The sequence below is a fragment of the Glutamicibacter sp. MNS18 genome, from assembly GCF_026107515.2.
Classification (GTDB): domain Bacteria; phylum Actinomycetota; class Actinomycetes; order Actinomycetales; family Micrococcaceae; genus Glutamicibacter.
Genome location: NZ_JAPCHW010000001.1, coordinates 173,251 through 199,757, shown reverse-complemented (window position 1 = coordinate 199,757; position 26,507 = coordinate 173,251). Strand labels below are relative to the sequence as shown.

The 26,507-nt window shown below is 63.4% G+C and carries 25 protein-coding genes; 9 read left to right on the top strand and 16 right to left on the bottom strand.

Annotation, left to right across the window (positions count from 1 at the left end; genetic code table 11):
• Nucleotides 1-25: 25 nt before the first annotated feature.
• Complete coding sequence (locus OK351_RS00935) at nt 26-1,051, bottom strand: o-succinylbenzoate synthase (protein ID WP_265155455.1); 1,026 nt, start codon at nt 1,049-1,051, stop codon at nt 26-28.
• A gap of 80 nt (nt 1,052-1,131) precedes the next feature.
• Here OK351_RS00935 and OK351_RS00930 point away from each other — a divergent pair, with 80 nt between their 5' ends.
• Entirely contained in the window at nt 1,132-2,001 is an 870-nt protein-coding gene (locus OK351_RS00930; protein ID WP_265155454.1) for a phosphatase PAP2 family protein, read from the top strand.
• 252 nt (nt 2,002-2,253) lie between these two features.
• Here OK351_RS00930 and OK351_RS00925 read toward each other — a convergent pair whose 3' ends face one another.
• A complete protein-coding gene (locus OK351_RS00925; protein ID WP_265155453.1) occupies nt 2,254-3,027 on the bottom strand; it encodes an SDR family NAD(P)-dependent oxidoreductase in 774 nt (257 codons plus the stop codon).
• A 221-nt stretch (nt 3,028-3,248) separates the two neighbouring features.
• Between OK351_RS00925 and OK351_RS00920 the strand changes: the two genes are divergently transcribed.
• The 4 genes from OK351_RS00920 (at nt 3,249) to OK351_RS00905 (ending at nt 7,285) form a co-directional block, all read left to right on the top strand.
• On the top strand, nt 3,249-4,595 hold the full coding sequence (locus OK351_RS00920) for an MFS transporter (RefSeq protein ID WP_265155452.1): 1,347 nt from the start codon (nt 3,249-3,251) through the stop codon (nt 4,593-4,595).
• Nucleotides 4,596-4,636: 41 nt separating this feature from the next.
• On the top strand, nt 4,637-5,521 hold the full coding sequence (locus OK351_RS00915) for a transketolase (protein WP_265155451.1): 885 nt from the start codon (nt 4,637-4,639) through the stop codon (nt 5,519-5,521).
• 2 nt (nt 5,522-5,523) lie between these two features.
• Nucleotides 5,524-6,516, top strand: coding sequence for a transketolase family protein (locus OK351_RS00910; RefSeq protein ID WP_265155449.1), 993 nt, complete (start codon nt 5,524-5,526; stop codon nt 6,514-6,516).
• Between the two features lie 106 nt (nt 6,517-6,622).
• On the top strand, nt 6,623-7,285 hold the full coding sequence (locus tag OK351_RS00905; protein WP_265155448.1) for a GntR family transcriptional regulator: 663 nt from the start codon (nt 6,623-6,625) through the stop codon (nt 7,283-7,285).
• A gap of 242 nt (nt 7,286-7,527) precedes the next feature.
• Here the strand turns inward: OK351_RS00905 and OK351_RS00900 are convergent, their stop codons facing one another.
• From OK351_RS00900 to pdhA, 5 genes are all read right to left on the bottom strand, one after another.
• Entirely contained in the window at nt 7,528-8,718 is a 1,191-nt protein-coding gene (locus OK351_RS00900; protein WP_265155447.1) for an MFS transporter, read from the bottom strand.
• Between the two features lie 60 nt (nt 8,719-8,778).
• On the bottom strand, nt 8,779-9,798 hold the full coding sequence (locus OK351_RS00895) for a hypothetical protein (RefSeq protein WP_265155446.1): 1,020 nt from the start codon (nt 9,796-9,798) through the stop codon (nt 8,779-8,781).
• A gap of 164 nt (nt 9,799-9,962) precedes the next feature.
• Entirely contained in the window at nt 9,963-11,369 is a 1,407-nt protein-coding gene (locus OK351_RS00890; protein ID WP_265155445.1) for a dihydrolipoamide acetyltransferase family protein, read from the bottom strand.
• Between the two features lie 2 nt (nt 11,370-11,371).
• Nucleotides 11,372-12,454 (bottom strand): alpha-ketoacid dehydrogenase subunit beta, encoded by a 1,083-nt coding sequence (locus OK351_RS00885; protein WP_265155444.1) that lies wholly within the window; start codon nt 12,452-12,454, stop codon nt 11,372-11,374.
• A gap of 1 nt (nt 12,455) precedes the next feature.
• Nucleotides 12,456-13,619 (bottom strand): pyruvate dehydrogenase (acetyl-transferring) E1 component subunit alpha, encoded by a 1,164-nt coding sequence (gene pdhA, locus OK351_RS00880; protein WP_265155443.1) that lies wholly within the window; start codon nt 13,617-13,619, stop codon nt 12,456-12,458.
• Nucleotides 13,620-13,842: 223 nt separating this feature from the next.
• Between pdhA and OK351_RS00875 the strand changes: the two genes are divergently transcribed.
• Complete coding sequence (locus OK351_RS00875; protein WP_265155442.1) at nt 13,843-14,295, top strand: Lrp/AsnC family transcriptional regulator; 453 nt, start codon at nt 13,843-13,845, stop codon at nt 14,293-14,295.
• A gap of 240 nt (nt 14,296-14,535) precedes the next feature.
• Entirely contained in the window at nt 14,536-15,429 is an 894-nt protein-coding gene (locus OK351_RS00870) for a PhzF family phenazine biosynthesis protein (protein ID WP_265155441.1), read from the top strand.
• Between the two features lie 218 nt (nt 15,430-15,647).
• On the opposite strand, the gene OK351_RS00865 is transcribed toward OK351_RS00870, so the two are convergent.
• The 7 genes from OK351_RS00865 to OK351_RS00835 form a co-directional block, all read right to left on the bottom strand.
• Nucleotides 15,648-16,433 carry an enoyl-CoA hydratase/isomerase family protein gene (locus OK351_RS00865; protein WP_265155440.1) on the bottom strand — a complete coding sequence of 262 codons (786 nt, stop codon included), beginning with the start codon at nt 16,431-16,433 and terminating at the stop codon, nt 15,648-15,650.
• A gap of 12 nt (nt 16,434-16,445) precedes the next feature.
• Nucleotides 16,446-17,606 (bottom strand): 1,2-phenylacetyl-CoA epoxidase subunit PaaE, encoded by a 1,161-nt coding sequence (gene paaE / locus OK351_RS00860; protein WP_265155439.1) that lies wholly within the window; start codon nt 17,604-17,606, stop codon nt 16,446-16,448.
• Nucleotides 17,603-18,106 carry a 1,2-phenylacetyl-CoA epoxidase subunit PaaD gene (gene paaD, locus OK351_RS00855; RefSeq protein ID WP_265155438.1) on the bottom strand — a complete coding sequence of 168 codons (504 nt, stop codon included), beginning with the start codon at nt 18,104-18,106 and terminating at the stop codon, nt 17,603-17,605. Before paaD ends, paaE begins: the two co-directional genes overlap by 4 nt.
• A gap of 32 nt (nt 18,107-18,138) precedes the next feature.
• On the bottom strand, nt 18,139-18,999 hold the full coding sequence (paaC, locus tag OK351_RS00850; protein WP_265155437.1) for a 1,2-phenylacetyl-CoA epoxidase subunit PaaC: 861 nt from the start codon (nt 18,997-18,999) through the stop codon (nt 18,139-18,141).
• Nucleotides 18,996-19,286 carry a 1,2-phenylacetyl-CoA epoxidase subunit PaaB gene (gene paaB, locus OK351_RS00845; RefSeq protein WP_265155435.1) on the bottom strand — a complete coding sequence of 97 codons (291 nt, stop codon included), beginning with the start codon at nt 19,284-19,286 and terminating at the stop codon, nt 18,996-18,998. Before paaB ends, paaC begins: the two co-directional genes overlap by 4 nt.
• A gap of 2 nt (nt 19,287-19,288) precedes the next feature.
• A complete protein-coding gene (paaA, locus tag OK351_RS00840) occupies nt 19,289-20,275 on the bottom strand; it encodes a 1,2-phenylacetyl-CoA epoxidase subunit PaaA (RefSeq protein WP_265155434.1) in 987 nt (328 codons plus the stop codon).
• A 185-nt stretch (nt 20,276-20,460) separates the two neighbouring features.
• A complete protein-coding gene (locus OK351_RS00835) occupies nt 20,461-20,919 on the bottom strand; it encodes a DoxX family protein (RefSeq protein WP_265155433.1) in 459 nt (152 codons plus the stop codon).
• Nucleotides 20,920-21,486: 567 nt separating this feature from the next.
• Between OK351_RS00835 and OK351_RS00830 the strand changes: the two genes are divergently transcribed.
• Nucleotides 21,487-21,732: a hypothetical protein gene (locus OK351_RS00830; protein WP_265155432.1), complete on the top strand. Its 246-nt coding sequence runs from the start codon at nt 21,487-21,489 to the stop codon at nt 21,730-21,732.
• A 144-nt stretch (nt 21,733-21,876) separates the two neighbouring features.
• Here OK351_RS00830 and OK351_RS00825 read toward each other — a convergent pair whose 3' ends face one another.
• Nucleotides 21,877-22,635 (bottom strand): amino acid ABC transporter ATP-binding protein, encoded by a 759-nt coding sequence (locus OK351_RS00825; RefSeq protein ID WP_306349461.1) that lies wholly within the window; start codon nt 22,633-22,635, stop codon nt 21,877-21,879.
• Entirely contained in the window at nt 22,632-24,029 is a 1,398-nt protein-coding gene (locus OK351_RS00820) for an amino acid ABC transporter substrate-binding protein/permease (RefSeq protein ID WP_265155782.1), read from the bottom strand. The genes OK351_RS00825 and OK351_RS00820 overlap by 4 nt, the downstream gene beginning before the upstream one ends.
• Nucleotides 24,030-24,289: 260 nt before the next feature.
• Between OK351_RS00820 and OK351_RS00815 the strand changes: the two genes are divergently transcribed.
• A complete protein-coding gene (locus OK351_RS00815) occupies nt 24,290-26,452 on the top strand; it encodes a S9 family peptidase (RefSeq protein WP_265155431.1) in 2,163 nt (720 codons plus the stop codon).
• The last annotated feature ends 55 nt before the right edge of the window (nt 26,453-26,507 follow it).

The window sequence follows — 26,507 nt, the reverse complement described above, 5'->3', positions numbered from 1 at the left end:
AAGTGACCAGGTCAGATCGGGAAGGTTAACTCCCGGCAAACGAGGAGTCGGCCTGCGGCCGGGTGGAGAGGTGCGCATAGCTCTGCTCCAGGCGTTGCATCCACCAGGTGAAGGAATCCGGTTCCACGCTGTAATGGCGGATCTTCGCCCGGCTGACGGCAGGGCGCCGTACGTCCAGGTACCCGCCGTGCGCGATCAGCGGCTGTTCGGTGACATCGTCCTTGAACAGTGTGCCGGTGGATAACCCGCAGGCGTATTTCAGTTCGGGCAGGCTGGCGGCCAGCGCGGCCGCCTGCCCCAAACCGATGGAGGTGTCCAGCGCGCTGGAGACCACGGCATCAAGACCGGCCTGTTCCACGATCCGCAACGCCTCGGCGATCCCGCCCAGCGGCTGCGTCTTGATCACCATCAGGTCCGCGGCGCCCATACGTGCCACTTCCACGGGATCGGTGTGTTTGCGGACCGACTCGTCCGCGGCGATCTTCAGTTCGACTCCGCGCGCTGCCAGGCGTTCGCGCAGGCGCGCCAGGTCGGCGATGCCAGGGACCGGTTGCTCGGCGTATTCCAGGCCGTATTCGCTCAACCGGGCCAGGGCCGGGACCGCCTGGTCCAGGGTCCATCCGGCGTTGGCATCCACCCGCAATTTGGCGTCGGGGTACAGCCGCCGGGTCTCGGCCACCCGGGCAATGTCGTCCTGCAGGATCTGCCCGGACTCGGCAACCTTGATCTTGATGGTGTGCGGGGCATCGTATTGCCCCAGGACCCGGGACACCTGTTCGGTGGTCACGGCCGGGAGCGTGGCGTTGACCGGAATCCGCTCGATGGTGGTTTCCGGATAGGGCTGGTACGCCGATTCGATTCCGGCGGCCAGCCAGCGTGAGGCCTCGGCCGGGCCGTATTCCAGGAACGGGGAGAACTCCCCCCAACCGGCGGGACCCTGGATCAGCAGGGCTTCTCGTTGCACGACGCCACGGAACATGACCCGCAGGGGCAGGCGCACAACGAATGAGTTTTCCCGCAGCTCTTCGAGGCTGGGCAGTTGGTAATCCATACCGTCCAGCCTAATCAATGTGTTCCGAATCGCGTACTGCCTCCCGGGTGGGTGACATGGATCTGTGGCACTCTGGAAACATGCGCGCAACCTCCGTCGTCTCCCGACCCCGGCATCTGGTGTGGTGGTGGGCTGCGCTCCTGCTGGCGGTGATGGGTGTGATCGAGTATTGGTTCTTCGTCACCCAACGTCCCGGCCAGTGGGCGGATCAGGTGGCCTTTGCCGCGTGGACCCGGTGGTGGCCACGCACCGGGCTGGACAGCCCGGTACGTGATTTCCTTGACCTGTTGCCGACGTTGTGCGCGGCGATCGCCACGGTCTTTTTGATCTACCGGGTGATCCGGGACCGCCGTTTTTCCCGCGCCATGCTGGCCTCGGTCGCAGTGGTTGCCGCCGTGGGGTCCACCCAGCTGCTCAAGCACGTACTGCTGGTGCGCCCGGACTACAATTTCGGGACCACCATGAATTCCTTCCCCTCCGGGCATACCACCACCGCGGCGGCCGCCATGGCGCTGATGTACGTGGTGTCCCCACCCAAACTGCGCCCGGTGATCGGCCCCGTGGCGTGGGGTTTTGCCACCATCACGGGCTTGGCGACATTGATTTCCGGGTGGCACCGCCCCTCGGATATCGCTGCCGGGTTCATGGTGGCCGGCTTCTGGATGGTCGCTGCCTGTGCCGTTCTGCAGGTCGGCCAGCCGCTGTCGGCCAGGGTACGCCCCAGCCGCTGGTCCCGACGTGTCGGGATCGCCTCCCTGGTGTGCTGGGCGCTGGTCATTATGCTGTCCTGGGTGTTGCCTCACCCGCATATCCAGCAGGTCCCGAGCTGGTTGCTTGCCTTATATGCCGCGTTGGGCGTGGTGCATATCATCGCCACCGCCCTCGTGGTGGGACTATGCCTGCGCTCGGTGGTGCTGGGGCCAAGCCGCCGTAAGGCGCGTCACCGGTAGATCCGGGGGCTGCGGTCCCGTTCCCTCCGGCGCTACCGGCCCGGCGCTCGTTCTTCACCGAATAATCCCCGTCATGCCCGCTTCGCTCCGGCGCATGTTTCGGACCCCTCGCGCCGTCGCCGGGCTTTCCCGAAGTGGGACGCCGGGCCCCGCGTCGCGACATGCCAGATGCCCGGATACGGGACATCTGGCTACCGGCGGCAACATCGTGGCAATCCCCTTGCCAACCGGGAAACCGGGAAACCGTCGAGATCAATGCATATGGCTACCGCCGTTGATGTCAATGGTCGTCCCGGTGAGATAGGAAGCGTCTTCCGAGGCCAGGAAGGAAATCACCGAGGCGACTTCGTCGGTTGTGGCAGTGCGTCCGATCGGAATTCCGGCGGCGATCGCCGCCTCCTGCTCGTCGGTACTCCCCACCCGGATATTGGTGTCCACTGCGCCCGGGGTAATGGCGTTGACGGTCACCCCTCCATCGGAGATCTCCCGGGCCAGGGCCTTCGTAAAGCCGAGGATGGCAGCTTTCGCCGAGGAATAGGGAACCTTTCCGAATACCCCACCCCCGCGTTGCGCGGAAACCGAAGACATATTGATGACCCGACCCCATTTGTTCTCCAGCATCCCCGGCAGGAAGGCCTTGGTCATCAGGTATGTCCCCGTCGCGTTCACGTTCATGACCTCGTGCCATAGCTCCACCGTGGTATCCAGGAAGCCCACTGGGGAGGTGATGCCCGCGATGTTGGCCAACGCGCCCACCGGGGGGAGCTTGAGGTCGGCAACTTGCCGGGCGACAGCTTCCTGGGCAAGGGTCACGGATTGCTCGCGGGCAACATCCACCGCGTGACCGAAAGCGGGAACACCGAATTCCCTGGCAATCTGCGCCGCCACCGCTTCAGACTTCTGCTGATCCAAGTCGAGTACGACTACTCCCCAGCCCTGCCGTGCAAGGCGACGGGCAGCGGCCAGGCCGATGCCCTGTTCCGAAGTGGCGCCGGTCAGTACCGCGGTACGTTGTGAGTTTTCCATTTGGTCCTTCTTTCGCGTGATCCGTGCCGGGAAGCAGCTGCAACCGAAAGGTGATGCTCCCACCAGCTGTAATGCAGACCACTATATTTGGGTTAACTGTCAACAGTCAACCAAAACAATTCAACTGTTGACATAGCAGGTGCCCTCGGTCACACTTCTTATTATGTTGACTGTCAACAATGACGGATCATACGCTAGGAGAAACTCCGAGGAGGAACCTCATGAGCAGTGAAAGCTTGAAAATGCGAGGACCGGTGCATGGCACCAAGGATGTACGGCGTGTCGCGGTGGGTTCCGGGGTCGGAGCCACCATTGAAACCTACGATTTCATCGGCTTCGGCACAGCCGCCGCCCTGTATTTCGGGCACGTATTCTTCCCGGGTGCCGACCCGCTCACCGGCACCTTGGCATCATTCGCCACCCTGGGAGTCGGCTTCGCCGCGCGTCCCCTGGGCGGCATCATCGGCGGACATCTGGGAGACAAGATCGGGCGAAAGCCCGTGTTGGTGGCCTCGCTGATCATCATGGGACTGGCCACCTTCGTCATTGGCCTGCTCCCGACTTACGAACAAGCCGGGCTCCTTGCGCCGATCCTGCTGGTGATCGTGCGGATCGTGCAGGGTCTGGCCTTCGGCGCCGAATGGGGCGGGGCCATCCTGATGACCTACGAGCATTCCCCATGGAAACACAAAGGCAAGTTCACCGGTATCGTCCAGTCCGGATTCCCCTTGGGCCTGCTATTGGCCAACCTGGTGTTCTTGTTCAGTGTCCAGTTGCCCGGCGACTGGGGCTGGCGCCTACCGTTCCTCTTCAGCATCCTCCTGGTCATCGTCGGGCTGGTCATCCGTTCGAAGGTTCCCGAATCACCGGTCTTCGAAAACGTGAAAAGCTCCGGGAACATCGTCAAGTCACCCATCGTGGAAGTCATCCGCACCGACTGGCGCAATATCGTGCGTGGGATCGCCCTACGTGTAGCCGAAACGGCCGGCTATGCGGTGTCGGTGACCTTTATGCTTTCCTACCTCCACACCGCCGAGCTTGCCGAGACCTGGCAGACGCTTACCGCACTGTGCCTGGCCTCCGCCATCGGCATCTACGCAACATTCTCGTGGGCAAAACTCACCGACCGTGTGGGGCGTCGTAGTGTCTATATCGCTTCCTGCGCCTTCGCCATGCTGTTCGGTATCCCCATGTTCTTGATGGTCAACACGGGCTCCTTCCTCTTGATCATCGTCACCGTCGTGATCTCCTACGCCGTGTGCCAGAATTCCCTTGCTGGTGCCCAAGGAGCGTGGTTCCCCGAGCTGTTCCAGGCCAATACCCGTTCCTCCGGCGCCTCACTGGCCTACCAGATCTCAGCCATGGTCTCCGGCTTCACCCCATTTATCACGACCCTGCTCTACATGCAGTTCGGGTGGATGGGCCCGGCCCTGTTGTTCAGCATTTTCGCCGCCATCGGCTTGCTGGCCGCACTGATAACCAAGGAGACCTGGGGGCCTCGCGAACGGCAGGCGGCCGACGAAGCCGCAAACGCCGCCACCCCTGATCGCCAGGGCGCCCGGCCATAGGCCTACCCCACCAGAACCAGATTCATCACGAAAGGATAGTCATGACAACCTACACCGCCTCAGGCCGTTCGCCCTTGCGAGTGGATCAGCGGATCGAGGAAATCAGCGACGCTGCCTACCGGATTCGCCACCATGCCCTGAACATGGGCGAGGTGCAAGGACAGGGCTACGTCGGCCAGGCACTGGGTGCCGCCGACATGCTGGCCACCGTGTACTGCGACCAACTCACGTACCAGCCCGGGAATCCCGGGTGGGAGGAACGTGACCGTTTCCTGTTGTCAACGGGGCACTACGCCATTGGGCACTACGCAGCCCTGGCCGAAGCCGGGATCATTCCCATAGAGGAACTGGAAACCTACGGCTCGGATGATTCCCGGCTTCCGATGTCGGGGATGTCGACGTATACGCCCGGTATGGAGATCTCCGGTGGATCCCTGGGCCACGGTTTGACAATCGCGGTGGGCATGGCGCTTAGTTTGCGACACCAGGGAAGGGCACAGCGTGTATTCAATTTCCTTTCCGATGGTGAACTGGACGAAGGTTCCACCTGGGAAGCCGCCATGGGTGCCGCGCACCATCAGCTGGGCCATCTCACGGCACTGGTGGATATCAATGCCCTGCAGGCCGACGGGCCCACTGCCGGGGTACTGCGTACCGAGCCGGTGACCGAGAAGTGGGAAGCCTTTGGCTGGTATGCCCAACGCGTGGACGGCAATGATGTCGGTGCCCTCGTCGAGGCGTTCGACAGCATCAGCGAGCAGGCGCAAGCCGTGGGCCGTCCTTCCGTGGTGCTCTGCGATACCAAGGTCGGCCGCGGTGTCCCCCTGTTGGAAAACCGAGAGAAGGCGCACTTCATGCGCATCGAGGACAACGAATGGCAGATCTGCCGCGACCAACTGAGCGCAGGCTCCCAGGGAAGGAAATAACCATGAGCACCACGAAACCACGCCTGAAGACATCGGCGATGATCGCTTCGTTTGCTGATCCGGGACAGAAAACCTCCTCCGCACCATTCGGGCATGCCCTGGCACGCCTCGCGGATGAAGACCCGCGGATCGTCGGGCTGACCGCGGATCTGGGTAAGTACACCGATATGCACATCTTTGCGCAGCAGCATCCGGAGCGGTTTTTCCAGATGGGCATGGCCGAGCAGCTATTGTTCGGCGCGGCCGCAGGCTTCGCGGAAACCGGGCTCATTCCCTTCGCTTCGACCTACTCGGTCTTCGCGGCCCGCCGGGCTTACGACTTCCTTTGCCTGGACATCGCGGAGCCGAACCTCAACGTGAATGTCATCGGGGGCCTGCCTGGCCTGACCACCGGGTATGGCCCCAGCCACCAGGCCACCGAGGACATCGCCATCTTCCGCGGCATGCCGAACCTGACCATCGTGGATCCCTGCGATTCCCTCGACATCGAGCAGGCGGTACCGCAGCTTGCCGCGTCGGAGGGCCCGACCTACCTGCGACTTCTGCGCGGCAAGGTGCCCACGGTGCTGGACGAATACGACTACTCCTTTGAACTTGGCAAGGCGAAGGTACTGCGTACCGGACGGGACGTAGTGTTCGTATCCAGTGGGTTGATGACCATGAGGGCGCTGGAAGCGGCAAAGTCGCTGGCCGAACACCACGTGAATGTCGCCGTCGTACATTCGCCCACCATCAAGCCGTTCGATGCCGAGACGGTGGTGAACGAGGTCGATTCCAACCGCCTTGTGGTGACCTTGGAGAACCATTCAGTCGTCGGAGGGTTGTACGAGACGCTCGCCGCAGCGATGGTTGCGCGTCAGGTCTCGGCCAAGGTGATCCCGATCGGCCTGCCGGACCAGTTCCTGGACGCGGGTGCGTTGCCTACCCTCCATGACCGCTACGGCCTCTCGGTGGATGCCATCACGGCAACGGTACTGGCTGGACTCGAGAACTAGCGACGCTATCAGCAACAGCCGTGGTGGGCGTGGAAAGCACGCCCACCACAAGCGGTAGGATTAACAGTTAACAGTTATCCTTGGAAGATACCGGTGGAGGAATGACATGACATTGACAGAATCATCGCTGGTGGGGCTGAGAAAAAAGAGCCTGCGCGAACAAGCGCTGATTGCCCTGCGTCGTGCCATCACCACCGGCGAGCTGGAGCAAGGCGCCCATCTGGTGGAAACCGAATTGTCTACCTCCATGCAAATCAGTCGCGGCACCCTGCGGGAAGCCCTTCGACAGCTGGAACAGGAAGGACTGGTGTCCGCCGGGCCGCGGGGCCGTTTGTCGGTGCGCCACCTGGACGACAAGGAAATCAAGGATATCTTTGCAGTGCGCGCCTCACTGGAAACCCTGGCGGCGCACACCTTACTGACGCTCGATGGCCAGGACCTGGCCATCGCGAAGCTGCGCGAGGCCGTCACCGCGATGGATCAACTGGCCACCGCCGGACTGGAGGAACGCATCGAAGCGGACCTCGAATTCCACCGCACGCTCTGCCGACTGTCCGGCAACGAAACCCTGTTGCATACCTGGGAACAGCTGGAGGGATCCATCAGGATGTCCATCATGTTCGCCGGACAGGAACGCGGTGTGCGGAACATGGATGTCGCCCGGCACTTCAAGCTCGTGGACTCGATAGAGCAAGGAGACCCCGGAATTGTCGCGCAGGAAATCGCAGAACATATGGATATCGCGGCCTCGACCCTAGTCGGCGACTAGGATCCCCTCCGTTCGCAGAACTGCACGCGAGGATGTGCGGGCCGGCTACGCACGGATGATATCCGGCCATGAGCTTTCCCGGCCAACGCCCGTTTCCAAGTTTCCGCATGGCGATTCAGGGCGTCATTCCAGGTTGAAGGTGAATGCCCGGCCGGATTCAGCACACGGAAGGTGGCACGGCAGATGGCTGTCGAAGCCTTGGCGCGAGGCCCAGCGGAGCACTCCCGCCGAAGCGCCGGCGGCTATCCCCGCGGCCGGGGCGTGCGCGGAATGAAGTAGCCGAAGATCCCCGCGCCGAGCACTGACACCACCGCGATGGCCAGGACCCCGCTGGCCAGTGTTCCCACCGCAACCAGGCTGGAGAGCAGCACCGGCCCGCCCATGGCTCCCAGATCCGACATCAGGCGCCACAAGCCCAGGAACTTGGCCCGCCCCTGGGCCGGGGAATAGTAGGCCCCCAGGGTCATGACGATGCCTGAGCCGATGCCGTTGCCGAATCCCAGCAGCATGGCCACGGCCAGCATGGTCGGCATACTGCCGGTCAAGGGCAGCAGGAACAAGGCCAGGGCCATGATCCCCAGGCACGGAACCGCGACCCAGACCCGGCCACGGCGGTCAATGACCTTGCCTGCCGGGTAGAAGATGAGCATGTCAATGGCCCCGGAAATCCCGTACACCAGGGAAATGGTGGCCGCATCCAGCCCGATGTTCTCGCCCCAGAGCGGCAAGACGACCTGGCGGGTGGAACGGACCGCGGCAATGCACACCACGCCCAGGCCCACACCGGCCAGGCTTCGCCACTGGGCCCTGGCAATGCGCATCATGGACAGACCGTTAGGCGAGCCAACGGTGGTGGTCGCGGTGCGGGATTCCAGATCCGGGATCCACAGGCTCACCACCATGGCGCCGAGCATGGCGGCAAGCCCGACCCAGAATGCCCCGGTGAGCCCCAGCCAGTGCATGGCAGCGGTCGCGGCGAAGGGTCCGATGAACACCCCGATGCGCATTACTCCGCCCAGGGTCGACATGGCCCGCGCCCTGAATTCCAGGGGCACCGCCTCGGCCAGGTAGCTCTGCCGGGCCAGGTTGAAGACCGCACCGGCCATCCCCAGCATGGCCACGCCCACAGCGAAGAGCCACAGGTTCGAGGGAACGATCCCCAGGACCATGCCCAGCGCGGCCCACAGCGCCGCCAGCACCATGGAGAAACGCTCACCGATCCGCGAGGTCAGCAGCGCCGCAGGCACATTGGCCAGCAACGACCCGACCCCTACCAGGGTGACAATCAGGGCCGCAGTGGCCAGGTCCGCACCCCGGTCCAAGGCGGAGAGGGTGATAATCGGGGTGACCGCGCCCATGCCCACGCCGTAGAGCAGGGACGGCGAATACACCTTGAGCGCGATTCGTCGCAGGCTGAAGGGTTGTTCGCTCATTCTCCCGATCCTACGCGCAGCCCGGCCCGGTGCACGCCGAGCATGACGCAGTACCCGTTGTCAGGACATCCGCCCGCCGCGCAGCTGCGCCAGCAGCTGGTCGCGCACCTGCTCGGATCCTTCCATGGTCACCGCGAACCGTTTGCCGGAGACGGTGTGTACCACCAGTCCGTCCATGGCCTTGAAGACGATCGCCGAACCACCGGGGAAGAACCGCCAACCCCAGCCGCCCCACTGCCCCGGATTGATGTGCTCGGTTTCCACGTCCTTGATCTCGTCCAGGGCGATCCTGCGCAGCGGGAATCCCAGGATGGCGGATGAAATCCGCAGCCCGTGACCATCGACCTGCACCGTCAGCCGGCATAGTCCCAGCACCAGCGGCAGGGTCAACAACATGACCAACGGGCCGATCAACAGTGCCACGATCCCCTCCTCTGCCATATCGGGCAGTGAAATCCAGAAGAGAACGAGCATCAGCAACAGGATGCCAACCGCCATGAGCCACAGCCAGGCCGGTGCGTTGACGGCCTGGCGGAACACGGCTTCCGGGGCCGGCAGGGGTTCAGGCAATGGCCGCCCCTGCGCCTGGGCGATACGCAGCTTGCGCTGGTAGTCCATGGTCCTATTCAGTTCCCGGGAGGAACCGCTGAGCCACGCCGGGGCGATACCCAATAGGCTGCCAAGGATCAGGATGGCCAGCCATCCACCGAGCACCGCCTGTTGCGGATCTCCGGCTGTGGCCGTGGTACTGGCACTGACCAACCAGCTACTGGCGGCGCACCACGCGGCCAGTCCCCCGGTGAACAGAAGCCCGGCCTGCCATCCGGGCTTGCGCAAGCCGAACGCCACCAGCCCAAGGACCGCTCCAGCCACGCTGATCCCCAAACAGGTCATCAAGGTGGCCTGGGTGGAGCTGAACCCATCGGGCAGACTGCTGCCACTCCAGTGGGTGGCCAGTGTCTCGGGAAGGTCCTCTCGCAACAGAATCCAGCTGAGCACGACCATCGGGACTGGCAACAGCAACAGGGCCAGGACAAGTCCCTTGCGTTGGATTCCCCGGGATGCGACTGCCGTGCCCATGTACCGACTCCTTCGATATTTTGTCCGTCGATTATCTGCAAAACAGCGCAGATGAAACACGGATCCTGGTTACCCAGTCTCCCCCGGGCGGCAGCTAAGTGGCAAATTCCTTGCGCTTTAAACGACTTTCGCCCGGCCAATGGCCGGGCGAAAGAATCACCCCCTTAGAGGGAGACGATGACCTGTTTGGGATCGGTCATGGCATCGGCCACGAAACGCAGGAATCCCGCTGCGGTGCCGCCGTCACAGACCCGATGGTCGAAGCTGAGTGTCAGTTCACAGATCGAACGTACCTTGATCTTGCCCTTGACCACCCACGGGCGCTCGACCACGCGGCCGATCCCGAGGATCGCCGCCTCGGGGTAGTTGATGATCGCGGCCGAACCGTCGACGTTGAACACCCCGTAGTTATTGATGGTGAAGGTACTTCCGGACAAGTCGGCGACCTGCGCCTTGCCTTCGCGGGCCAAGCCGGCCAGACGGGCGAACTCCGCGGACAGCTCTTCGGCGTTCAACCCGTGCGCACCCCGGACGTTGGGAACCACCAACCCGCGATCGGTCTGGGCGGCGAAGCCCAGGTTGACCCCATCGAATCGGGTTTGGGTCAACTGCCCGTCGGCCCCCACCTCGATCCGGCTGTTCAGTTCAGGGAACTTCTTCAGACCCAGCACCGCGAAACGGGAGATCAACGCAAGCATGCTCGGGGCACTACCGGCCGATTCCTTGAGCTTGGCCCGCAGCTTCAACAGCTTGGTGACATCCACATCAACCCAGACCGTGGCTTCGGGGATTTCCCGACGCGAGGTCGTCATGGCATTGGCAATGGTGCGTCGCACACCCGTCAGTACCGTGGACTCGGCAACCGGCAGGCCGGTGCGCGAGTCGGTTTCACCACTTGCGGCAGCGGCTACAGCTGAGGGCGAGGTGACCGCCGGGGTGGCCACGGGGGCTACCGGCGCAGCCGTAGCCGGGGCGGATATCAGTGCCTGGATGTCGCTGCGCAGCACCATGCCTCCTTCCCCGCTGCCATTCACCGAGGCGATGTCGATCCCGTGGTCGCGGGCCAGCTTGCGCACGATCGGGTTGATCACCAGCGGGGCGCTGCTGGTTCCGGTTGAAGTGCTGGCGGCGGCCCCGGTGGCCCGGGCCCGGCGGCGGCGTGACCCGCTGGACTTGGCTGCTCCGGTACCGTAGCCGATCAGCACGTTACCGCTGCCCTCATCCGCAGCGTCCGGTGCCTGGGTTCCGGCCATTTCCTCCTCGCGGTAGGACAGGGCACCTTCAACCGTCGGGGCGGAGTCGGCTGGTTCAGCCGGTTCCCCCTCCACCGGCCCGGTAGCCACGGAGATGAACGGCTCGTCAACCAGCATCATCTGGCCGGCGTCCCCGTGCAGGGTGTGCACCACGCCTTCGAAGGGGCACGGGATCTCCACCAGCGACTTGGCGGTTTCCACTTCGGCGATCGGCTGGTCGATGGCCACCGGATCCCCGGTGGTCACCATCCAACGCACCAGTTCCGCTTCGGTCAGCCCCTCCCCCAGGTCGGGGAGCAGGAAAGTCTTGATGCTCATGTCTAGGCCTCCCATTGCAATTGGTCAACGGCGTCGAGGATGCGCTCGGCGCTGGGCAGGTGGTGCTTTTCCAATGTCGGGGCCGGGAACGGGATATCGAACCCGGTGACGCGCAGCACCGGTGCGGCCAACGAATGGAAGCAGCGTTCCTGGATGCGCGCGGTGATCTCACTGGCCACCGAGACGAACCCCTGGGCCTCGCCGATCACCACGGCACGTCCGGTCTTGCGGACCGAGGCGCTGACCGTCTCGTCATCGAACGGGACGATGGTGCGGATATCGATAACCTCGAGATTCCGGCCTTCCTCGGCGGCGATCTTGGCCGCTTCCAGGGCCACCGACACGCTCGGACCGTAGGTCACCAGCGTGGCATCGGTGCCCGGGCGCGCGATCCGCGCCTTGCCTTCGGCCTTGGCGGCCCGTTGTGATTCGTACTGTTCGGCCAGTTCCTCCAGATCCACCTGGTCCTTGGACCAGTACAGCTTCTTCGGCTCGAAGAAGACCACCGGGTCCGGGGAGTCGATGGCCTCACGCAACATCAGGTAGGCGTCGCTGACGGTGGAGGGGGTGAAGACCTTCAGCCCCGGGGTGTGCGCGTAGTAGGCCTCGGAGGAATCGCAGTGGTGCTCCACACCGCCCACGCCGCCGGCGTAGGGGATGCGGATGACCATCGGCAACGGCAGGCGTCCCCGGGTGCGGTTGCGCATCTTGGCCACATGGGAGGCGATCTGCTCGAAAGCGGGGTAGGCGAAGGCGTCGAACTGCATTTCGATCACCGGTCGCATATCGTTCATTGCCATGCCCACGGCCATACCCACGATGCCGGATTCTGCCAACGGGGTATCGAAGCAGCGGGTATTGCCGAAGCGTGCGGTCAACCCGTCGGTGATGCGGAACACGCCGCCGAGCACTCCCACGTCCTCACCGAAGATGACCACCGATTCGTCCGCGGTCAAGGCGTCGGCCAGGGCGGTATTCAGGGCCTTGCCGAAGGTCACCGGCTGGTTGGCTGCGGCCTTGGCGGCGGCAGCCTGGGCGGTTTCGGCACTGACGTTGCCGTTCACGGCTGATGCTGTTGCAGTCATGCTAGGCCTCCTCACGGGCTAGTTCGTCGGCCAGCAGGGCGGCCTGTTCCTTCAGCTGGGCAGTGGGTTGGGAGTACACGTGGTTGAACAGTTCGGCCGGATCGGTGTCCGCTTCCTGGTTCATCCCGTCGCGCAGCGTCTTGGCCACCTGTTCGGCATGGGCGCTGATGCGTTCGCTGACTTCATCCCCGAGCAGGCCGGAGTCGGCCAGATACGATTCCATCCGCTTGACCGGGTCCTTGGCCACCCATTCGGCGACCTCGGCGTCCTCACGGTAGCGCTTGTCGTCATCGGCGTTGGTGTGCGCCTGCATCCGGTAGGTGTGGGCCTCGATCAGCAGTGGTCCACCGCCTTCCCGGGCCAACCGGACCGCACGGCCCATGATGGCCATCAACGCGATCAGGTCGTTGCCGTCCACACGTTCACCGGCCATGCCATACCCCACGGCCTTGTGGGCCAATGACGGGGCGGCGGATTGCGAGGAGAGCGGTACGGAGATGGCGTACTTGTTGTTCTGCACAAAGAAGATCACCGGCAGGTGGAACACCGCCGCGAAGTTCAGCGCCTCATGGAAGTCGCCTTCGCTGGTGGCGCCATCCCCGCACATGGCCACGACTACGGTGTTCTCGCCGCGCAGCTTGGCCGCATGGGCCACACCAACCGCGTGCAGCAACTGGGTGGTCAGCGGGGTGGCCATGGGTGCGACCTTGTACTGCTTGGTGTCGTACCCGCAGTGCCATTCACCGCGGAAACTGGTCATGACCTCCATCGGGGCCACGCCCTTGGTCATCACCGCCACCGAGTCGCGGTAGGTGGGGAACAACCAGTCCCCGTCCTGAAGGCACAGGGCCGCGGCGACCTGGCAGGCTTCCTGGCCGTGGCTGGAAGGGTAGACGGCCATCCGGCCCTGGCGGACCAGTGCGGAGTTCTGGTCGTTGACGCGGCGTCCCACAACCAGTGCCTCGTAGGCCCGGATCAGCTCCGCCGGGCTGGGCAGCGGGTACTCATGCCCGGGCTCGGTGCCCTGCTCCTCGTGGGAGCGCAGCGATCCGTCCGGGTTCAACAGGTTGATCATGTGCCGTGCCGGCAGCATGTAGTCCTCGGGGGAAATGCCGAATTTGCGGCTGACTTCAGCAATGAGGTCCTCGCGTGTTTCCGAGCTCATGGCCACCCACCTTTCCTTGCCTTTGCGTGAACACACACGGAAGCCCGTGTGAGATCACTCACCAAAACATCGTTTGATTCCAATTATGCTGAACGTTGACGTTTTGTCGCCAGTCGGTCGATCAATTGGAGAAAGTTGTGGGAATTTTCCCTATACTTGTAGACGAATAGTTGTTCGATTACAGGTTTGGCGGGTTCCCGTCCGACCGCCCAAAGGAGCTTTCGTGGCCAAGGAAACCGAGACCAAACTCGATGATGTGGATCAGGCGATCCTGGCCGAACTGACGCGTGATGGCCGCCAGTCGGTCACCACCGTGGCCCAGCGCGTCCATATCTCCCGGGCGCACGCATACTCGCGGATTTCCCGGCTGCAGGAGGCCGGGGTGATCACCCGGTATACGGCGGTGATCGATCCGGTCAAGGCCGGTTTGAAGGCCAGCGCCTACGTCACCTTGAAGCTTCGCCAGCACTCCTGGCGGGAACTGCGTGACCACCTGGCCTCGATCCCCGAGGTGCACCATGTGGGGCTGGTCGGCGGGAACTTCGATGTGCTGCTGCTGGTGCGGGCCAAGGACAACCTGGATCTGCGCCGCGTGGTCTTCGAACGCCTGCAGTCGTTGCCCACGGTGCTGGACACGCAGACCCTGCTGATCTTCGAGGACGCCGATACCCGGTAGCCAGGGCCGTTGCCCCGGCATTCGGAATTCGTACCGTGGCCACACTGCGCGGGTACGACACCACTCCCAGCCTGGATTGCCACTGCGGTGCTTGCCGGCAATATTCATCGCCGAAGGGCGCCCCATCATAGGATTGGCATACCTCGACGCAGGTCCCACCGGTGTCCCGCTGCGGCCCATGGCGGAGCAGTTGCCGCGACACCCGGATGACCCCAATGGCCGGGATGAAAGAAGGAAGCAATGCAAAGCCGAACGGCACCAACCAGCTCCGGTGATACCGCAGCACCCGCGAACCGCTGCCTGAAGGTTCCCATGGTGCAGATCGATGCCTTTGCCGATGCCTTGTTCGAAGGAAACCCGGCAGCTGTCATGCTCCTACCGCAGTGGTTGCCGGACGGGATACTGCAGCACGTTGCCCAGGAGAACAACCTCTCCGAGACCGCCTTCCTGGTGAAGGACCTTCCCAGCGGCGTTCTTGCCCCGGATCCTGCCCACCCGGCCTACCATTTGCGTTGGTTCACCCCAGCCGTTGAAGTGGACCTGTGCGGGCACGCGACCATGGCAGCGGCCTCATACCTGTTCGACGATGCCCATCCGGAGGCCGGGGTCCTGCAGCTCTACACCCGCAGCGGCTGGCTCAGCGTGACCCGATCGATCGAAGGCCGGTATTGTCTCGACTTTCCCACCGAGAGACCCCGGCCGGTGTCGATCGACCCGCAGGTTGCCGCGGCGTTGGGTGTCCAGGTGACCGAGGCCTTCCAGGCCACGGATCTGATGTACATGGTTGAAGACCCTCAAACTGTCATCGACCTTGCCCCGGACCTCACCTTCCTGGCCACCCTTCCAGTTCGGGGCGTGATCGTCACTGCTCCCGGCACCGGGACCGATTACGATTTCGTCTCCAGGTGGTTCGGTGCCCAGGCCGGTGTTTCCGAGGACCCGGTGACCGGCTCTGCGCACTGCCAACTCGCCCCGCTCTGGGCCGAACGGCTCGGCAAGAATGAGCTACTGGCCCGGCAGGTCTCGGCACGTGGGGGAACTGTACGGATCGAGTACGCCGGTTCGCGAACCCTGCTGACAGGACGCTGTGTCCGCTTCGTGGAAGGCACAGCGCTCCTTCCCCGCCATAACTAGGCGTTCGGGCGGGAGAGCATACTTCTATCGGCCCGCCCTGCAAGGGCGCAGCGGGAGACTGCCAGGCATCGCGATGTCTCCGGTGCGCCGACAAATCGTTATGCCGTGGTTTCCCGCGGGAACATGTTGATGGCTTGCGGAATGACAGCCAACCCGCAAAGTGATCCCCGGGGCGCTGTCTGTTGACAGCGCCCCGGGGATCACGTGTTATGAAATGGCTAGCGGCGGCCGGTGAATTCCGGGGCGCGCTTGTCCTGGAACGCCTTGAAGCCCTCGGCGTAGTCCGCGGTGTCGCACAGGGCGGCCTGCGCCTTGTTCTCCGCACGCATCGATTGCCACAGCCCCACCCGCTGATCGCGGATCTGGGCCACCAGCTCCTTGGAGGCGACAAAGGCCTGGGTGGCCCCGGTCGCCACCTTGGCCACGATCTGCTCGGTCTGCTCCAGGAGCTCCTCGGCGGCGAAGCTGCGGGAGAAGAGTCCGGAACTGACCGCTTCGGCCCCGGAGATCAGTTCGGCGGTGTAGATCAGATCCAGGGTACGGTGCGCACCGAGCCGTTCGGTGAACAGCCAGTGGCCACCGGAGTCCAGGGTCGCGCCCAGGTTCGCGAACGGGGAGCCGATCTTGGCGTTCTGCGCCACGTACACCACATCTGTGGCCACGGCCAGTCCCAGGCCCACCCCGAGGCAGGCGCCGTGCACCGCAGCGAAGGTCGGTGCCGGGAAGGCCGACATCTTCTCCAACAGGGGCTGCACCTTGCCATCCAGGTAGCCCATCACGTCGTCCTGGGCCGGGTCCACCGCCGAGATGTCGCGCCCGGCACAGAAGCCGCGGCCTTCACCGCGCAGCAGCAGGGCCCGCACCTCGCCGGCGGCCACGGCGTCCGCCGCCTTGTCATAGGCCTCGGACAGCTCGGCCAGGGCCGCCTCGTCCAGCGCATTCATCTTCTGCGGGGCGTTGAGCACCACGTGGGCGATGCCTTCGCGTATCGATAATTCAATCATTGCGCTGCGTTCCTAGGCGTCGAAGTCGACAGCGACCTTGTCGCTGGTCGGGTGGGACTGGCAGGTCAGCACATAGCCGGCTTCGATCTCATCCGGTTCCAGGGCGTAGTTCTCCGCCATCTGCACGCTGCCGCTGGTGACCTTGGCCCGGCAGGTTCCGCAGACCCCGCCGGCGCAGGCGAAGGGCACATCTGGGCGGACACGCAGGGCTGCGTTCAGCACGGTTTCGTTGGTGCGTACCGGGGACTTGACTTCACCCTGCAGCCCATCGAGCTTGAAGGTGATCTCGTAGCTCTTTTCGTTTTCGTCCACGATGACCGGGCGGCCGACCTGGCCCTGTGGCCGGTTCGGCTCGCCGGTGGTGAACAATTCGAAGCGGACCTTCTCGGCCGACACCTCAAGCTCGCCGAGCTGGTCACGCACCAGCTGGACCAGTTCGAAGGGCCCGCACAGGAACCATTCGTCCACGGTCTCGTGGCGGATCACGGAGTTCAGCAGTGCGGTGAGTTTCTCTGCATCAATGCGCCCGGAGAGCAGCGGGGAGATCCGCTGTTCTCGGCTGAGCACATGGTGCAGGGCCAGCCGGGAAGGATAGCGGTCCTTCAAATCGGCCAGTTCCTCCAGGAACATCACGTCCATGGCGGCCTTGTTCGCGTAGATCAGGTCGAAACGGGTGTGGTCGTTCGCTTCGAGGATGGTGCGGGCAATCGCCAGCACCGGGGTGATGCCGCTGCCCGCGGCCACGGCCACGAAGTGATCCTGGGTGACGGTATCCACGCTCTTCGGGTCGTTCATCCCGGTGAGCTTGTGCTTCGAGATGAAGGCCCCGGCAGGGCTCATCACGTCGATCTGTTCACCTGCGGCCAGTTCCTCATTGGCCCAGGTGGAGAACAGGCCGCCCAGGTCGCGCTTGATGGCCACCTTGATCTCGCTGCCGGTGGGGGCGGCGCAGATCGAGTAGGAGCGGCGCACTTCCTGCAGCTGCCCGTCGGCGTTGGGCAGCTCCTTGCGCAACGCCACATACTGTCCGGCGACATAGTCGTATTCGTCCGAGAGTTCTTCGGGAATCGCGAAGCTGACTTCGATCGAGTCCTTGGTCAATCGCCGGACCTCGGAGACGGTGAGCCGGTGGAAGGTAGCACGCCGGCGCGTAGGTGTGGTTTGTTCACTCATGAAAGCACCTTGAAGTAGTCGAAGGGTTCTAAACAGTCGTTACAGGAATACAGTGCCTTGCAGGCGGTGGAACCAAAGCGGGAGAGCTCCCTGGTGTTCAGCGAATGGCAGCGCGGACATTTCACACTCATCCCCAGGGTGACCCGGCCGCGGTGGCCGGTTCCCGTCGGTGGTGCGATGCCGTACTGGTCGAGTTTCCGCTTGCCTTCTTCGCTCATCCAGTCGGTGGACCAGGCAGGCGAGAGCACCAGTTTCACATCGACCTTCGGATAACCGGCGGCGGCGAAGACCTGGTACAGGTCCTGGGTGATCACGTCCATGGCCGGGCAGCCGGAGTAGGTCGGTGTGATGGTCACCTGCACGGTGCCATCATCCAGCTGCTCGGTTCCGCGCAGGATCCCCAGATCCGCGATCGTTAGTACCGGGATCTCGGGGTCGGTGACCTGTGCGGCCAGCGCATTGAGATGCTCGTGGTCGGCCGAAATGATCTGCTCACTCATTGTTGTTCACCCGCTTGGTTCGATCGGTTCCGTTACCAGGTTGCCCCGGGGTGCTTTCGCGCCAGGACCTGCATTTCGGCAAGGATGTATCCCATGTACTCGGAATGCTCGCCCTGTCGGCCCTTGCACATGGCCTGTGGCACGTTGGGCACTTCCAGCCCTGCCTCGTCCAGGACCCCGGCGATTTCCTGATCCCACGCCGCGCGCAAGGTCGAGGGACGCACAGCGACCCCTTCCAGCTGGTCATGCAGCGGCTCATCGGTAAACATCTCATCGATGTAGGGCCACAGGATTTCCAGGGCATGGCGCATCTTCTCCGCCGATTCCTCGGTCCCCAGGCCCAGCCGGATAGTCCACTGGATCGCGTGGTCGCGGTGGTAGTCCACTTCCTTGACCGACTTGGCGGCGATGGCGGACAGGGTCTCGTCCGCCGATTCCATCAATGCGGTGTACAGCAGGTGCTGGTAGGTCGCGACCAGCAGCATCCGGATGATGGTGACACCGAAGTGGCCGTTGTCCTGCTCCACGATATGCAGCGAGGTGAACTCTTCTTCCTCGCGGAAGTAGGCCAGGTCGTCCTCGGTCTTGTCCCACGCCAGTCCGGCATAGGTCAAAAAGGAGCGGGCATGGCCCAACAGGTCCAGGGTGATGTTACCCAGGGCCACGTCCTCTTCCAGCTCAGGGGCCCGGGAGACCCAGTGCGACATCCGCTGGGAAAGGATCAATGAGTCATCCCCCAGCCGCAGGGCGTACTGTGCGATCTGCTCGCTGGGCTTCACGCCGTCCTTGGCGATGTCCTCCGGGCGCAAGGCGTTGCCCGGGGTGACGCGGGTGGCCGAGGCCAGCGCATCGCCGAAGCTGTCCAGGGTGGCGTCCAATTCATCGGATTTCACAGGTGCTTCACTCCCTCACTGGCCTTGTAATAGGTGGCGTGGCGGTAGTCCTTGCCCTTGGGGGACTCGAAGAACTGGTCCTTGGAATCCGGGTCGGAGGAAATGATGTCCTCGGACTTCACAACCCACAGGGACACCCCTTCGTTGCGGCGCGTGTACAGGTCACGGGCGTTGCGTACGGCCATCTCGGCGTCCGGCGCATGCAGCGAACCGGCATGCACGTGCGACAGGCCACGGGAGGAACGCACGAATACTTCCCACAATGGCCAGATGTTCTTTTCGCTCATTGTTAGGCAACCTCACTTTGTGCTTGCTTGTTTGCGTATGCGGCGGCGGCTTCGCGCACCCAGGCACCCTCGCGGTGGGCGGCACGGCGCCGTTCCATGCGCTGGGAATTCATCGGCCCGCCACCCTTGATCACTGCCATGAATTCGTCCCAATTCAGGTCCTTGTGCAGCCACTTGCCCGTTTCCTCGTCGAAACGCAGCTCGGGGTCCGGCAGGGTGAGCCCCAGGACCTTGACCTGCTCGGCAATCATGCCCACGAAACGCTGGCGCAGGTCATCGTTGGAGAACCGCTTGATCTTCCAGGCCATGGACTGCTTCGAGTTCGGCGACTGGTCATCCGGCGGACCGAACATCATCAGGGAAGGCTCGTAGAAGCGGTTGATGGCGTCCTGAGCCATCTTCTTCTGCGCCTCGGTGCCGCGCGAGAGGGACAGCAGGATCTCGAAACCCTGACGCTGGTGGAAGGACTCCTCCTTGCAGATGCGCACCATGGCCCGTCCGTACGGGCCATAGGAGGCACGGCACAGCGGAACCTGGTTGGCGATGGCGGCACCATCCACGAGCCAGCCGATGGCCCCCATGTCGGCCCAGGTCCGTGCCGGGTAATTGAAGATCGAGGAGTACTTGGCCCGTCCAGTGAGCAGCTGGTCGTTCAGCTCATCACGTGAAGTGCCCAGGGTCTCGGCGGCCGAGTACAGGTACAGCCCGTGCCCCGCCTCGTCCTGCACCTTGGCGATCAGGATGGCCTTGCGCTTCAGGGAAGGCGCACGGGTAATCCAGTTGGCTTCGGGCTGCATGCCGATGATCTCCGAATGCGCATGCTGCGAAACCTGACGGGTCAAGGTCTTGCGGTATGGCTCGGGCATCCAGTCGCGCGGTTCAATACGCGAATCGTCGCCGATAATGGCGTCGAAACGGGCTTGCGCCTGTTCCTGCTCGTAACTGGGAACGGCACTCAACTGCGAATCGTTCTGTGTGGTTGCGGCCATGGTTCACCTCACTGATGTCAAAGATATTTACCGACCGTTCGTTCAGTATATGGTCGTGCCGCGCATCACGTCAACACGAAACGGGGCAACGGCAAGATCTACCGGCATTCCTTCGGCCAAACCCGCCCTTAAACAACAGGATTCCCCGGGAATCCAACGATTCCCGGGGAATGCCATGGGTCGGGCTAGGCGTTCGACATCTCGGTTCGATTCGCCCTGGAGGCACGGATATCGGCGATCAAGCGATCCACCGACAGCCGCCCGGCACCGAGCAGCGCAAGGGCCAAGGCACCTGCACCCAGTGCCGCCACCAACTCAAAGCCCCCATCCTCGACGAAGATCCCGGCAGGGGCGTGCACCATGAACAGCGCGCCAACCATGCCCAGCGCCAGCAATCCAGCAAAGACGCGAGTGAACAGCCCCAGCACGATCGCAATCCCGCCGACAAGCTCCAGGGTTGCCATAACCGGGGCCACCAGGCCCGCTGCGGGCACGCCCATCTGCCCGAAGGCCGCAATGGTGCCATCGATGGTGAATTGCGTGTATTTCTGCCAGCCGTGCGCGGCGAACAGGAAGCCGATGACAACCCGCAGGATCATGCGTGCCGCGGTAGTGGAGGCCGAAGTCGGGATGCTGGTATTCATATGCCTTTTCCTCTGGAGGTAGATAGTGCGCCCGCCGGATCGCGGGCACCTTACCTGCCCTCAAGGTTATCGTGATTTAATTGAAGCTTCAATGAATATGTCATATCTCTCGTTTCCGGAGGGACCATTCAAAGCGGCGGACCGCACCCTGCGCGAGGCGCTGGCCAATCACGGCGAAGCCCCACGGAAACGGCTCTGAACCGGAACGGGGCCGCCTACTGGTCACGGGATAAGAGTGCCGGCATGTTTCCGGATAGGGGAAGGGTAGCGAACCGGGCGGGATGTCCCCGTCCGGCCTGGATTTCCTGGCCCATCTGCCCTGCCGGCATCGGGCAGAGCCGCTCAGTGGCGAAGGGTTCACCGGCCACGTCCGGTAGTTCCGAGGAGGCGGATCGATATCGAGCACCACGCAGTCAGTCCCGCGTGGCGAGCCTGTCCACCAACCGCGCGTAGACGTGCCAATCCACTCCGGCCGGTCCGCGGACCAGATGTGTCCTACCGCCCCGGGTCCCGGGTCAGCCGTAGAATCGCGAGGGAAACCGTTCTTCTTTCTCCTGGAGGAAATACATGCGAATCCGTCCCGCAGCGCTCACCGCTTGCCTCCTGCTCACCGGAACAGCCCTCGCCGCCGTACCCGCATCGGCATCACCACAAACCAGCGACACCCGGGTCATCTGGGAATCCGTTATCACCGTGGAAGTCGAGACCGGCAAGATCCTGCACGTGGACACGACGAATCCCACCGTGCGCGACAAGCCGTGGTCCACCCCGGCTTCCCCGCTCCCGACGTTCCATAGTGCGTTCATCGGGTAGCCGGGAAGCGCACGGCTATCCGATCAACCCGGTATTTTCAGTCCTGGCGCACCGTGCCCGGGACAAGCAGACGCCCGGCGCCGGGCTCCCACCCCGCTTCATGCGGAGGGAGCCCGGTGCCGGGCGTTTGCGTCTGTTACCCGCCTAGAGCACCTTGGACAGGAAGTCCTGGGTCCGTGGCTGCTGCGGATTGCCGAACAGGTCGGCCGGTGGTCCCGATTCGCAGACCACACCGTCGGCCATGAAGACCACACGGTCCGCCACTTCCCGGGCGAATCCCATCTCGTGGGTCACCAGCACCATGGTCATGCCCTCATCGGCCAACTCCTTGATGACCTGCAACACTTCGCCGACCATTTCCGGGTCCAGCGCACTGGTGGCCTCGTCGAAGAGCATAATGCCGGGGCTCATGGCCAGCGAGCGGGCGATCGCCACACGCTGCTTCTGCCCGCCGGACAGGGAGGCAGGGCGCGCGTCGGCCTTTTCCTTCAAACCCACCCGGTCAAGCAGTTCCAGGGCACGGGTACGGGCCTGCGCCTTGGACAGCTTCTTCAGCTCCACCGGGGCCAGCATGATGTTCTCTGCCACCGACATGTGCGGGAACAGGTTGAAGTGCTGGAACACCATACCCACATGGCGGCGCACCTCGTTGATATCCACCTTCGGGTCGGTCACGTCGAACCCGTCGACGACCACGGTGCCGCCGGTGATGTCCTCCAGCTTGTTCAGGCAACGCAGCAAGGTGGACTTGCCCGAGCCCGAGGGGCCGATGACACATACCACTTCACCTTCGGCAACCTCCATGTCGATCCCCTGCAGCACCTCGTTGCTGCCGAAGGACTTGCGCAGCCCCTTGACCGTGATCTTGGGTGCGCCCTTGCCGTTTGCGCTCACGTCACTCACTTGTTAAACCTCCGATCGGCGAAGTTCGCCAGCTTGGTCAGGGCCATGATGGCCACGAAGTAGATGATGCCCACGATCAGCAGGGTCTCGGTGACCCGGAAGTTCGCCGCGTAGATTTGCTGGCCCTGGTAGAGCAGTTCGGCAAAGCCGATGGCCAGCAGCAACGAGGAGTCCTTGAGCATGATGATCAGCTGGTTGATCAGCGACGGGGTCATGATCTTGAAGGCCTGCGGAATAACCACCTTCTGCATCGACCTGCCGTACCCGAGCCCCAGGGAACGCGAGGCCTCCAGCTGGCCGGGATCCACCGACTGGATGCCACCACGGACGATTTCGGCGATGTAGGCCGCACCGTTCAGCGACAGTGTCAGCACACCGGCAACCCAGATGTTCACGGTCTGGCCGATCAGCTGGGCCAAACCGAAGTAGAAGAAGAACGCCCAGACCAGGATCGGGGTGCCACGGAACAGGTTGATGAAGCTGGTCGCCACCCCGCGCAACACGATGTTGTTCGAGATCTTCAGGAAGCCGAAGGCCAGACCCAGGATCATGGCCACGGCGAAGGAGACGCCGGTGACGATCAGGGTGTTGGACAGGCCCTTCATCAGTGCCGGCAGGGACTGGGTCAGCAGATCCCAGAAGGTGCTCGGGGCCGCTTCGGTGGGATCGGCCAGGTATTCGTCCACGATCTGCTGGTACTCGCCGCTGGCCTGCAATTCGGCCAGGCCGTCGTTGAAGGCCGCGAGCAGGGCGGTGTTCTGCCCCTTGTTGACCGCGAACCCGTAGGATCCTCCGGGTACCTTCTCGGTGACGGTCTTCAGCCCGTTGCCCTGGGCGATGCCATAGGCCAGGACCGGGTAGTCGTCAACCACTGCCACCGCCGTGCCGGCCTTGACCGACTCGTACATGGTGGCCGACTGGTCCAGCGAGGTGACCCGGAAGCCGTATTCGTCGGCGATCGACTTGGCATAGGACTCGCCCTCGGAACCGGTCTTGGCAACGACGGTCTTGCCTTCCAAGTCCTCGTAGCCCTGGATGTCATCGTTGTTGCGGTCGATGGCCATTTGGACACCGGACTCGAAGTAGGGCTCGGAGAAGTCGTAGACTTCCTTGCGCTCATCGGTGATCGACATGCCTGCGATCACCCCGTCCACCTGGTTCGAGCTCAAAGCCTGCAGGGCCGCATTGAAGCCCAGGGAACGGATCTCGACGTTGAATCCCTGCTTGTCGGCGATGGCCCGCAGCAGATCCATGTCGATGCCGACCAGTTCACCGCCCTGCCGGAACTCGAACGGTGCGAAAGTGGTATCGGTACCGATAACGAAGGTCTTGCCTTCGACGCTGTCATCGCTGGGCTGCGCTACGGCGCCCGGAATCCCGACCACCATGGCCATCATGGCCAACACTGCGGTGGCAATCCAGCGGCTCCAGCGTGTGGGCCTCAGACTGCTGTATGAATTCTTCACCTAGTTTCACTCTTTCTCTCAAGGTGGTTATGATCTGTGCTTTCCAATCCTCCTGGGATTCAGCCTAGAGCCATATTCTCATCGAAGGTACTGTCAACACCGATCAACCGGGCAGAAATGGTCCCGGCTTTTGTCAGCGCTAGGCATAGTTGCCGCCCCGGAGCCCCATCGTGGGTTTAGATGGACACATGAATCATGAGTTGAAAACCCTTCAGCCACCAGTGGCACCCAAGGTTCCCACCACCCGTAGCCATCACGGGGATGAGGTGGCCGACCCCTACGAGTGGCTGCGTGAAAAGCAGAACCCGGAGGTCATCGCACACCTCGAGGCTGAAAACCGATACACGGAGTCGATCACCGCGGACCAGGAGCAGCTGCGCCAGGCGATTTTCGACGAGATCAAGACCCGGACCGTGGAAACCGACCTTTCGGTTCCCACCCGGCGTCGCGGTTGGTGGTACTTCACCCGTTCCGTGGAGGGCAAGCCGTACACCATCCACAGCCGGGTCAAGGCCGATACCACCGGTCACCAGGACACCGACTGGACCCCGCCGTTGGTCGATGCGCAAGCGGACCTGCCCGGCGAGCAGATCCTGGTCGACGGGAACCTGTTGGCCGAATCGCATTCCTTCTTCGCCCTGGGAGGCATGTGCATCAACGAGCCGAGCAACCTGTTGGCCTACTGCGTCGACACCACCGGGGACGAGCGCTTCACCCTCTACGTGAAGGACCTGGACAGCGGGGAACTGTTGCCCGATGTCATTGAGGGGGTGTTCTACGGTCTGGCCTTCTCCCCCGATTCAACCCGGGTGTTCTACACCGTGGTGGATGAGACCTGGCGTCCCCACCAGATCAAGGCCCACGTGCTGGGAACCGATCCCTCCACGGACCAGGTGGTCTTCCAGGAAGACGATCCGGGCATGTGGCTGGGCTTCGAGCTCAGCGCCGACCACGATACGCTGCTGATCTCCAGCGGCAATTCCGAATACGCCGAAACCAGCATGCTGGATTTGACCGATCCCGCGGCCACCATCCAGCTGCTGGTGCCCCGTTCCCTGAGGCTGCTGCACGGGGTGGACCTGCTGCCCGGCACCGACACCCGGGCCCTGATCACCCATGACCACCAGGCCCCGAACAACATGGTCGCCCTGGCCGATCTGGAACAACTGGGCGCGGACGCGGACCCCTCACAGTGGAAGACCGTGGTGGCCCACGAAACCACGGTCAAGGTCGAGGGCACCATCCTGACCTCGACGCACCTGGTACTCTCGGTCCGCCGCGACACCTGCGAGCGGGTGCAACTGATCCCCCTGGAGGGATTGGGGACCGGTGAGCAGCAACCGGTCATCGAACCGGAATTCGATGAGGAGCTGTTCACCGCCTTCCCCACCTCGGCGAACCTGGAATCTCCCATGGTGCGCCTGTCCTACACCTCGGATTTCACCCCGGCGCGGATCTACGACCTGGACCTGGCCAACAACCAGCTGATCCTGCGCAAGCAAACCCCGGTCAACAACTATGATCCGCAAAACTACCGGGCGACCCGGCAGTGGGCCACCGCCGGTGACGGGACCCGCATCCCGTTGACGGTCATGCACCGTACCGACCTGGATCTGAGCCACCCCCAACCGATGCTGGTCTACGGCTACGGGTCCTATGAGGTATCAATGGATCCGGGGTTCGGCATCCCCCGGCTGAGCCTGCTGGACCGCGGCGTGGTATTCGTGATCGCCCACGTGCGCGGCGGCGGCGAGCTGGGACGCGACTGGTACCTGAACGGCAAGAAACTGCACAAGAAGAACAGCTTCACCGATTTCGTGGATGCCACCCGGTACCTGGTGGAGACCAAACTGGCAGATCCGCAGCGGATTGTCGCCATGGGCGGATCCGCGGGTGGATTGCTGATGGGAGCGGTCGCCAATCTCGCCCCGGAACTGTATACCGGGATCGTTGCCCAGGTCCCGTTCGTGGATGCGCTGACCTCGATCCTCGACCCTGAGCTGCCGCTCTCGGCCCTGGAGTGGGAGGAATGGGGCAACCCGATCGAGGATGCCGACGTTTACCAGTACATGAAGTCCTACTCCCCCTATGAGAACATCCGACCGGTCCCCTACCCCCGGATCGCGGCGGTCACCTCGTTGCATGACACCCGGGTCCTCTACGTGGAACCGGCCAAATGGGTGGCGAAACTGCGTGATGTCACCACCGGTTCGGCGCCGATCGTGCTGAAAACCGAAATGGATGGAGGCCATGGCGGCGCCTCCGGACGCTATGAGGGCTGGAAGAACCGGGCCTGGGACTACGCCTTCGCCTTGGACGCACTCGGATTGAATCCGCAGACCCGGTCCTGACTCCTCGGCTCTGCACCGCCCCGCCGGGGCCCACCTCGATGACGGTTGGGCTCCG

Coding starts and splice junctions, on each gene's coding strand:
- OK351_RS00900 (WP_265155447.1), bottom strand. CDS start 8,718: ATGAGCGAACAACCCTTCAGCCTGCGACGAATCGCGCTCAAGGTGTAT.
- paaB (WP_265155435.1), bottom strand. CDS start 19,286: ATGAGCGAAAAGAACATCTGGCCATTGTGGGAAGTATTCGTGCGTTCC.
- OK351_RS00930 (WP_265155454.1), top strand. CDS start 1,132: ATGCGCGCAACCTCCGTCGTCTCCCGACCCCGGCATCTGGTGTGGTGG.
- OK351_RS00895 (WP_265155446.1), bottom strand. CDS start 9,798: ATGGGCACGGCAGTCGCATCCCGGGGAATCCAACGCAAGGGACTTGTC.
- OK351_RS00920 (WP_265155452.1), top strand. CDS start 3,249: ATGAGCAGTGAAAGCTTGAAAATGCGAGGACCGGTGCATGGCACCAAG.
- paaA (WP_265155434.1), bottom strand. CDS start 20,275: ATGGCCGCAACCACACAGAACGATTCGCAGTTGAGTGCCGTTCCCAGT.
- OK351_RS00865 (WP_265155440.1), bottom strand. CDS start 16,433: ATGATTGAATTATCGATACGCGAAGGCATCGCCCACGTGGTGCTCAAC.
- OK351_RS00890 (WP_265155445.1), bottom strand. CDS start 11,369: ATGAGCATCAAGACTTTCCTGCTCCCCGACCTGGGGGAGGGGCTGACC.
- paaE (WP_265155439.1), bottom strand. CDS start 17,606: ATGAGTGAACAAACCACACCTACGCGCCGGCGTGCTACCTTCCACCGG.
- OK351_RS00885 (WP_265155444.1), bottom strand. CDS start 12,454: ATGACTGCAACAGCATCAGCCGTGAACGGCAACGTCAGTGCCGAAACC.
- paaD (WP_265155438.1), bottom strand. CDS start 18,106: ATGAGTGAGCAGATCATTTCGGCCGACCACGAGCATCTCAATGCGCTG.
- OK351_RS00835 (WP_265155433.1), bottom strand. CDS start 20,919: ATGAATACCAGCATCCCGACTTCGGCCTCCACTACCGCGGCACGCATG.
- OK351_RS00870 (WP_265155441.1), top strand. CDS start 14,536: ATGCAAAGCCGAACGGCACCAACCAGCTCCGGTGATACCGCAGCACCC.
- OK351_RS00910 (WP_265155449.1), top strand. CDS start 5,524: ATGAGCACCACGAAACCACGCCTGAAGACATCGGCGATGATCGCTTCG.
- OK351_RS00820 (WP_265155782.1), bottom strand. CDS start 24,029: ATGGCCATGGTGGTCGGGATTCCGGGCGCCGTAGCGCAGCCCAGCGAT.
- OK351_RS00815 (WP_265155431.1), top strand. CDS start 24,290: ATGAATCATGAGTTGAAAACCCTTCAGCCACCAGTGGCACCCAAGGTT.
- OK351_RS00830 (WP_265155432.1), top strand. CDS start 21,487: ATGCGAATCCGTCCCGCAGCGCTCACCGCTTGCCTCCTGCTCACCGGA.
- OK351_RS00935 (WP_265155455.1), bottom strand. CDS start 1,051: ATGGATTACCAACTGCCCAGCCTCGAAGAGCTGCGGGAAAACTCATTC.
- OK351_RS00925 (WP_265155453.1), bottom strand. CDS start 3,027: ATGGAAAACTCACAACGTACCGCGGTACTGACCGGCGCCACTTCGGAA.
- pdhA (WP_265155443.1), bottom strand. CDS start 13,619: ATGAGCTCGGAAACACGCGAGGACCTCATTGCTGAAGTCAGCCGCAAA.
- OK351_RS00915 (WP_265155451.1), top strand. CDS start 4,637: ATGACAACCTACACCGCCTCAGGCCGTTCGCCCTTGCGAGTGGATCAG.
- OK351_RS00905 (WP_265155448.1), top strand. CDS start 6,623: ATGACATTGACAGAATCATCGCTGGTGGGGCTGAGAAAAAAGAGCCTG.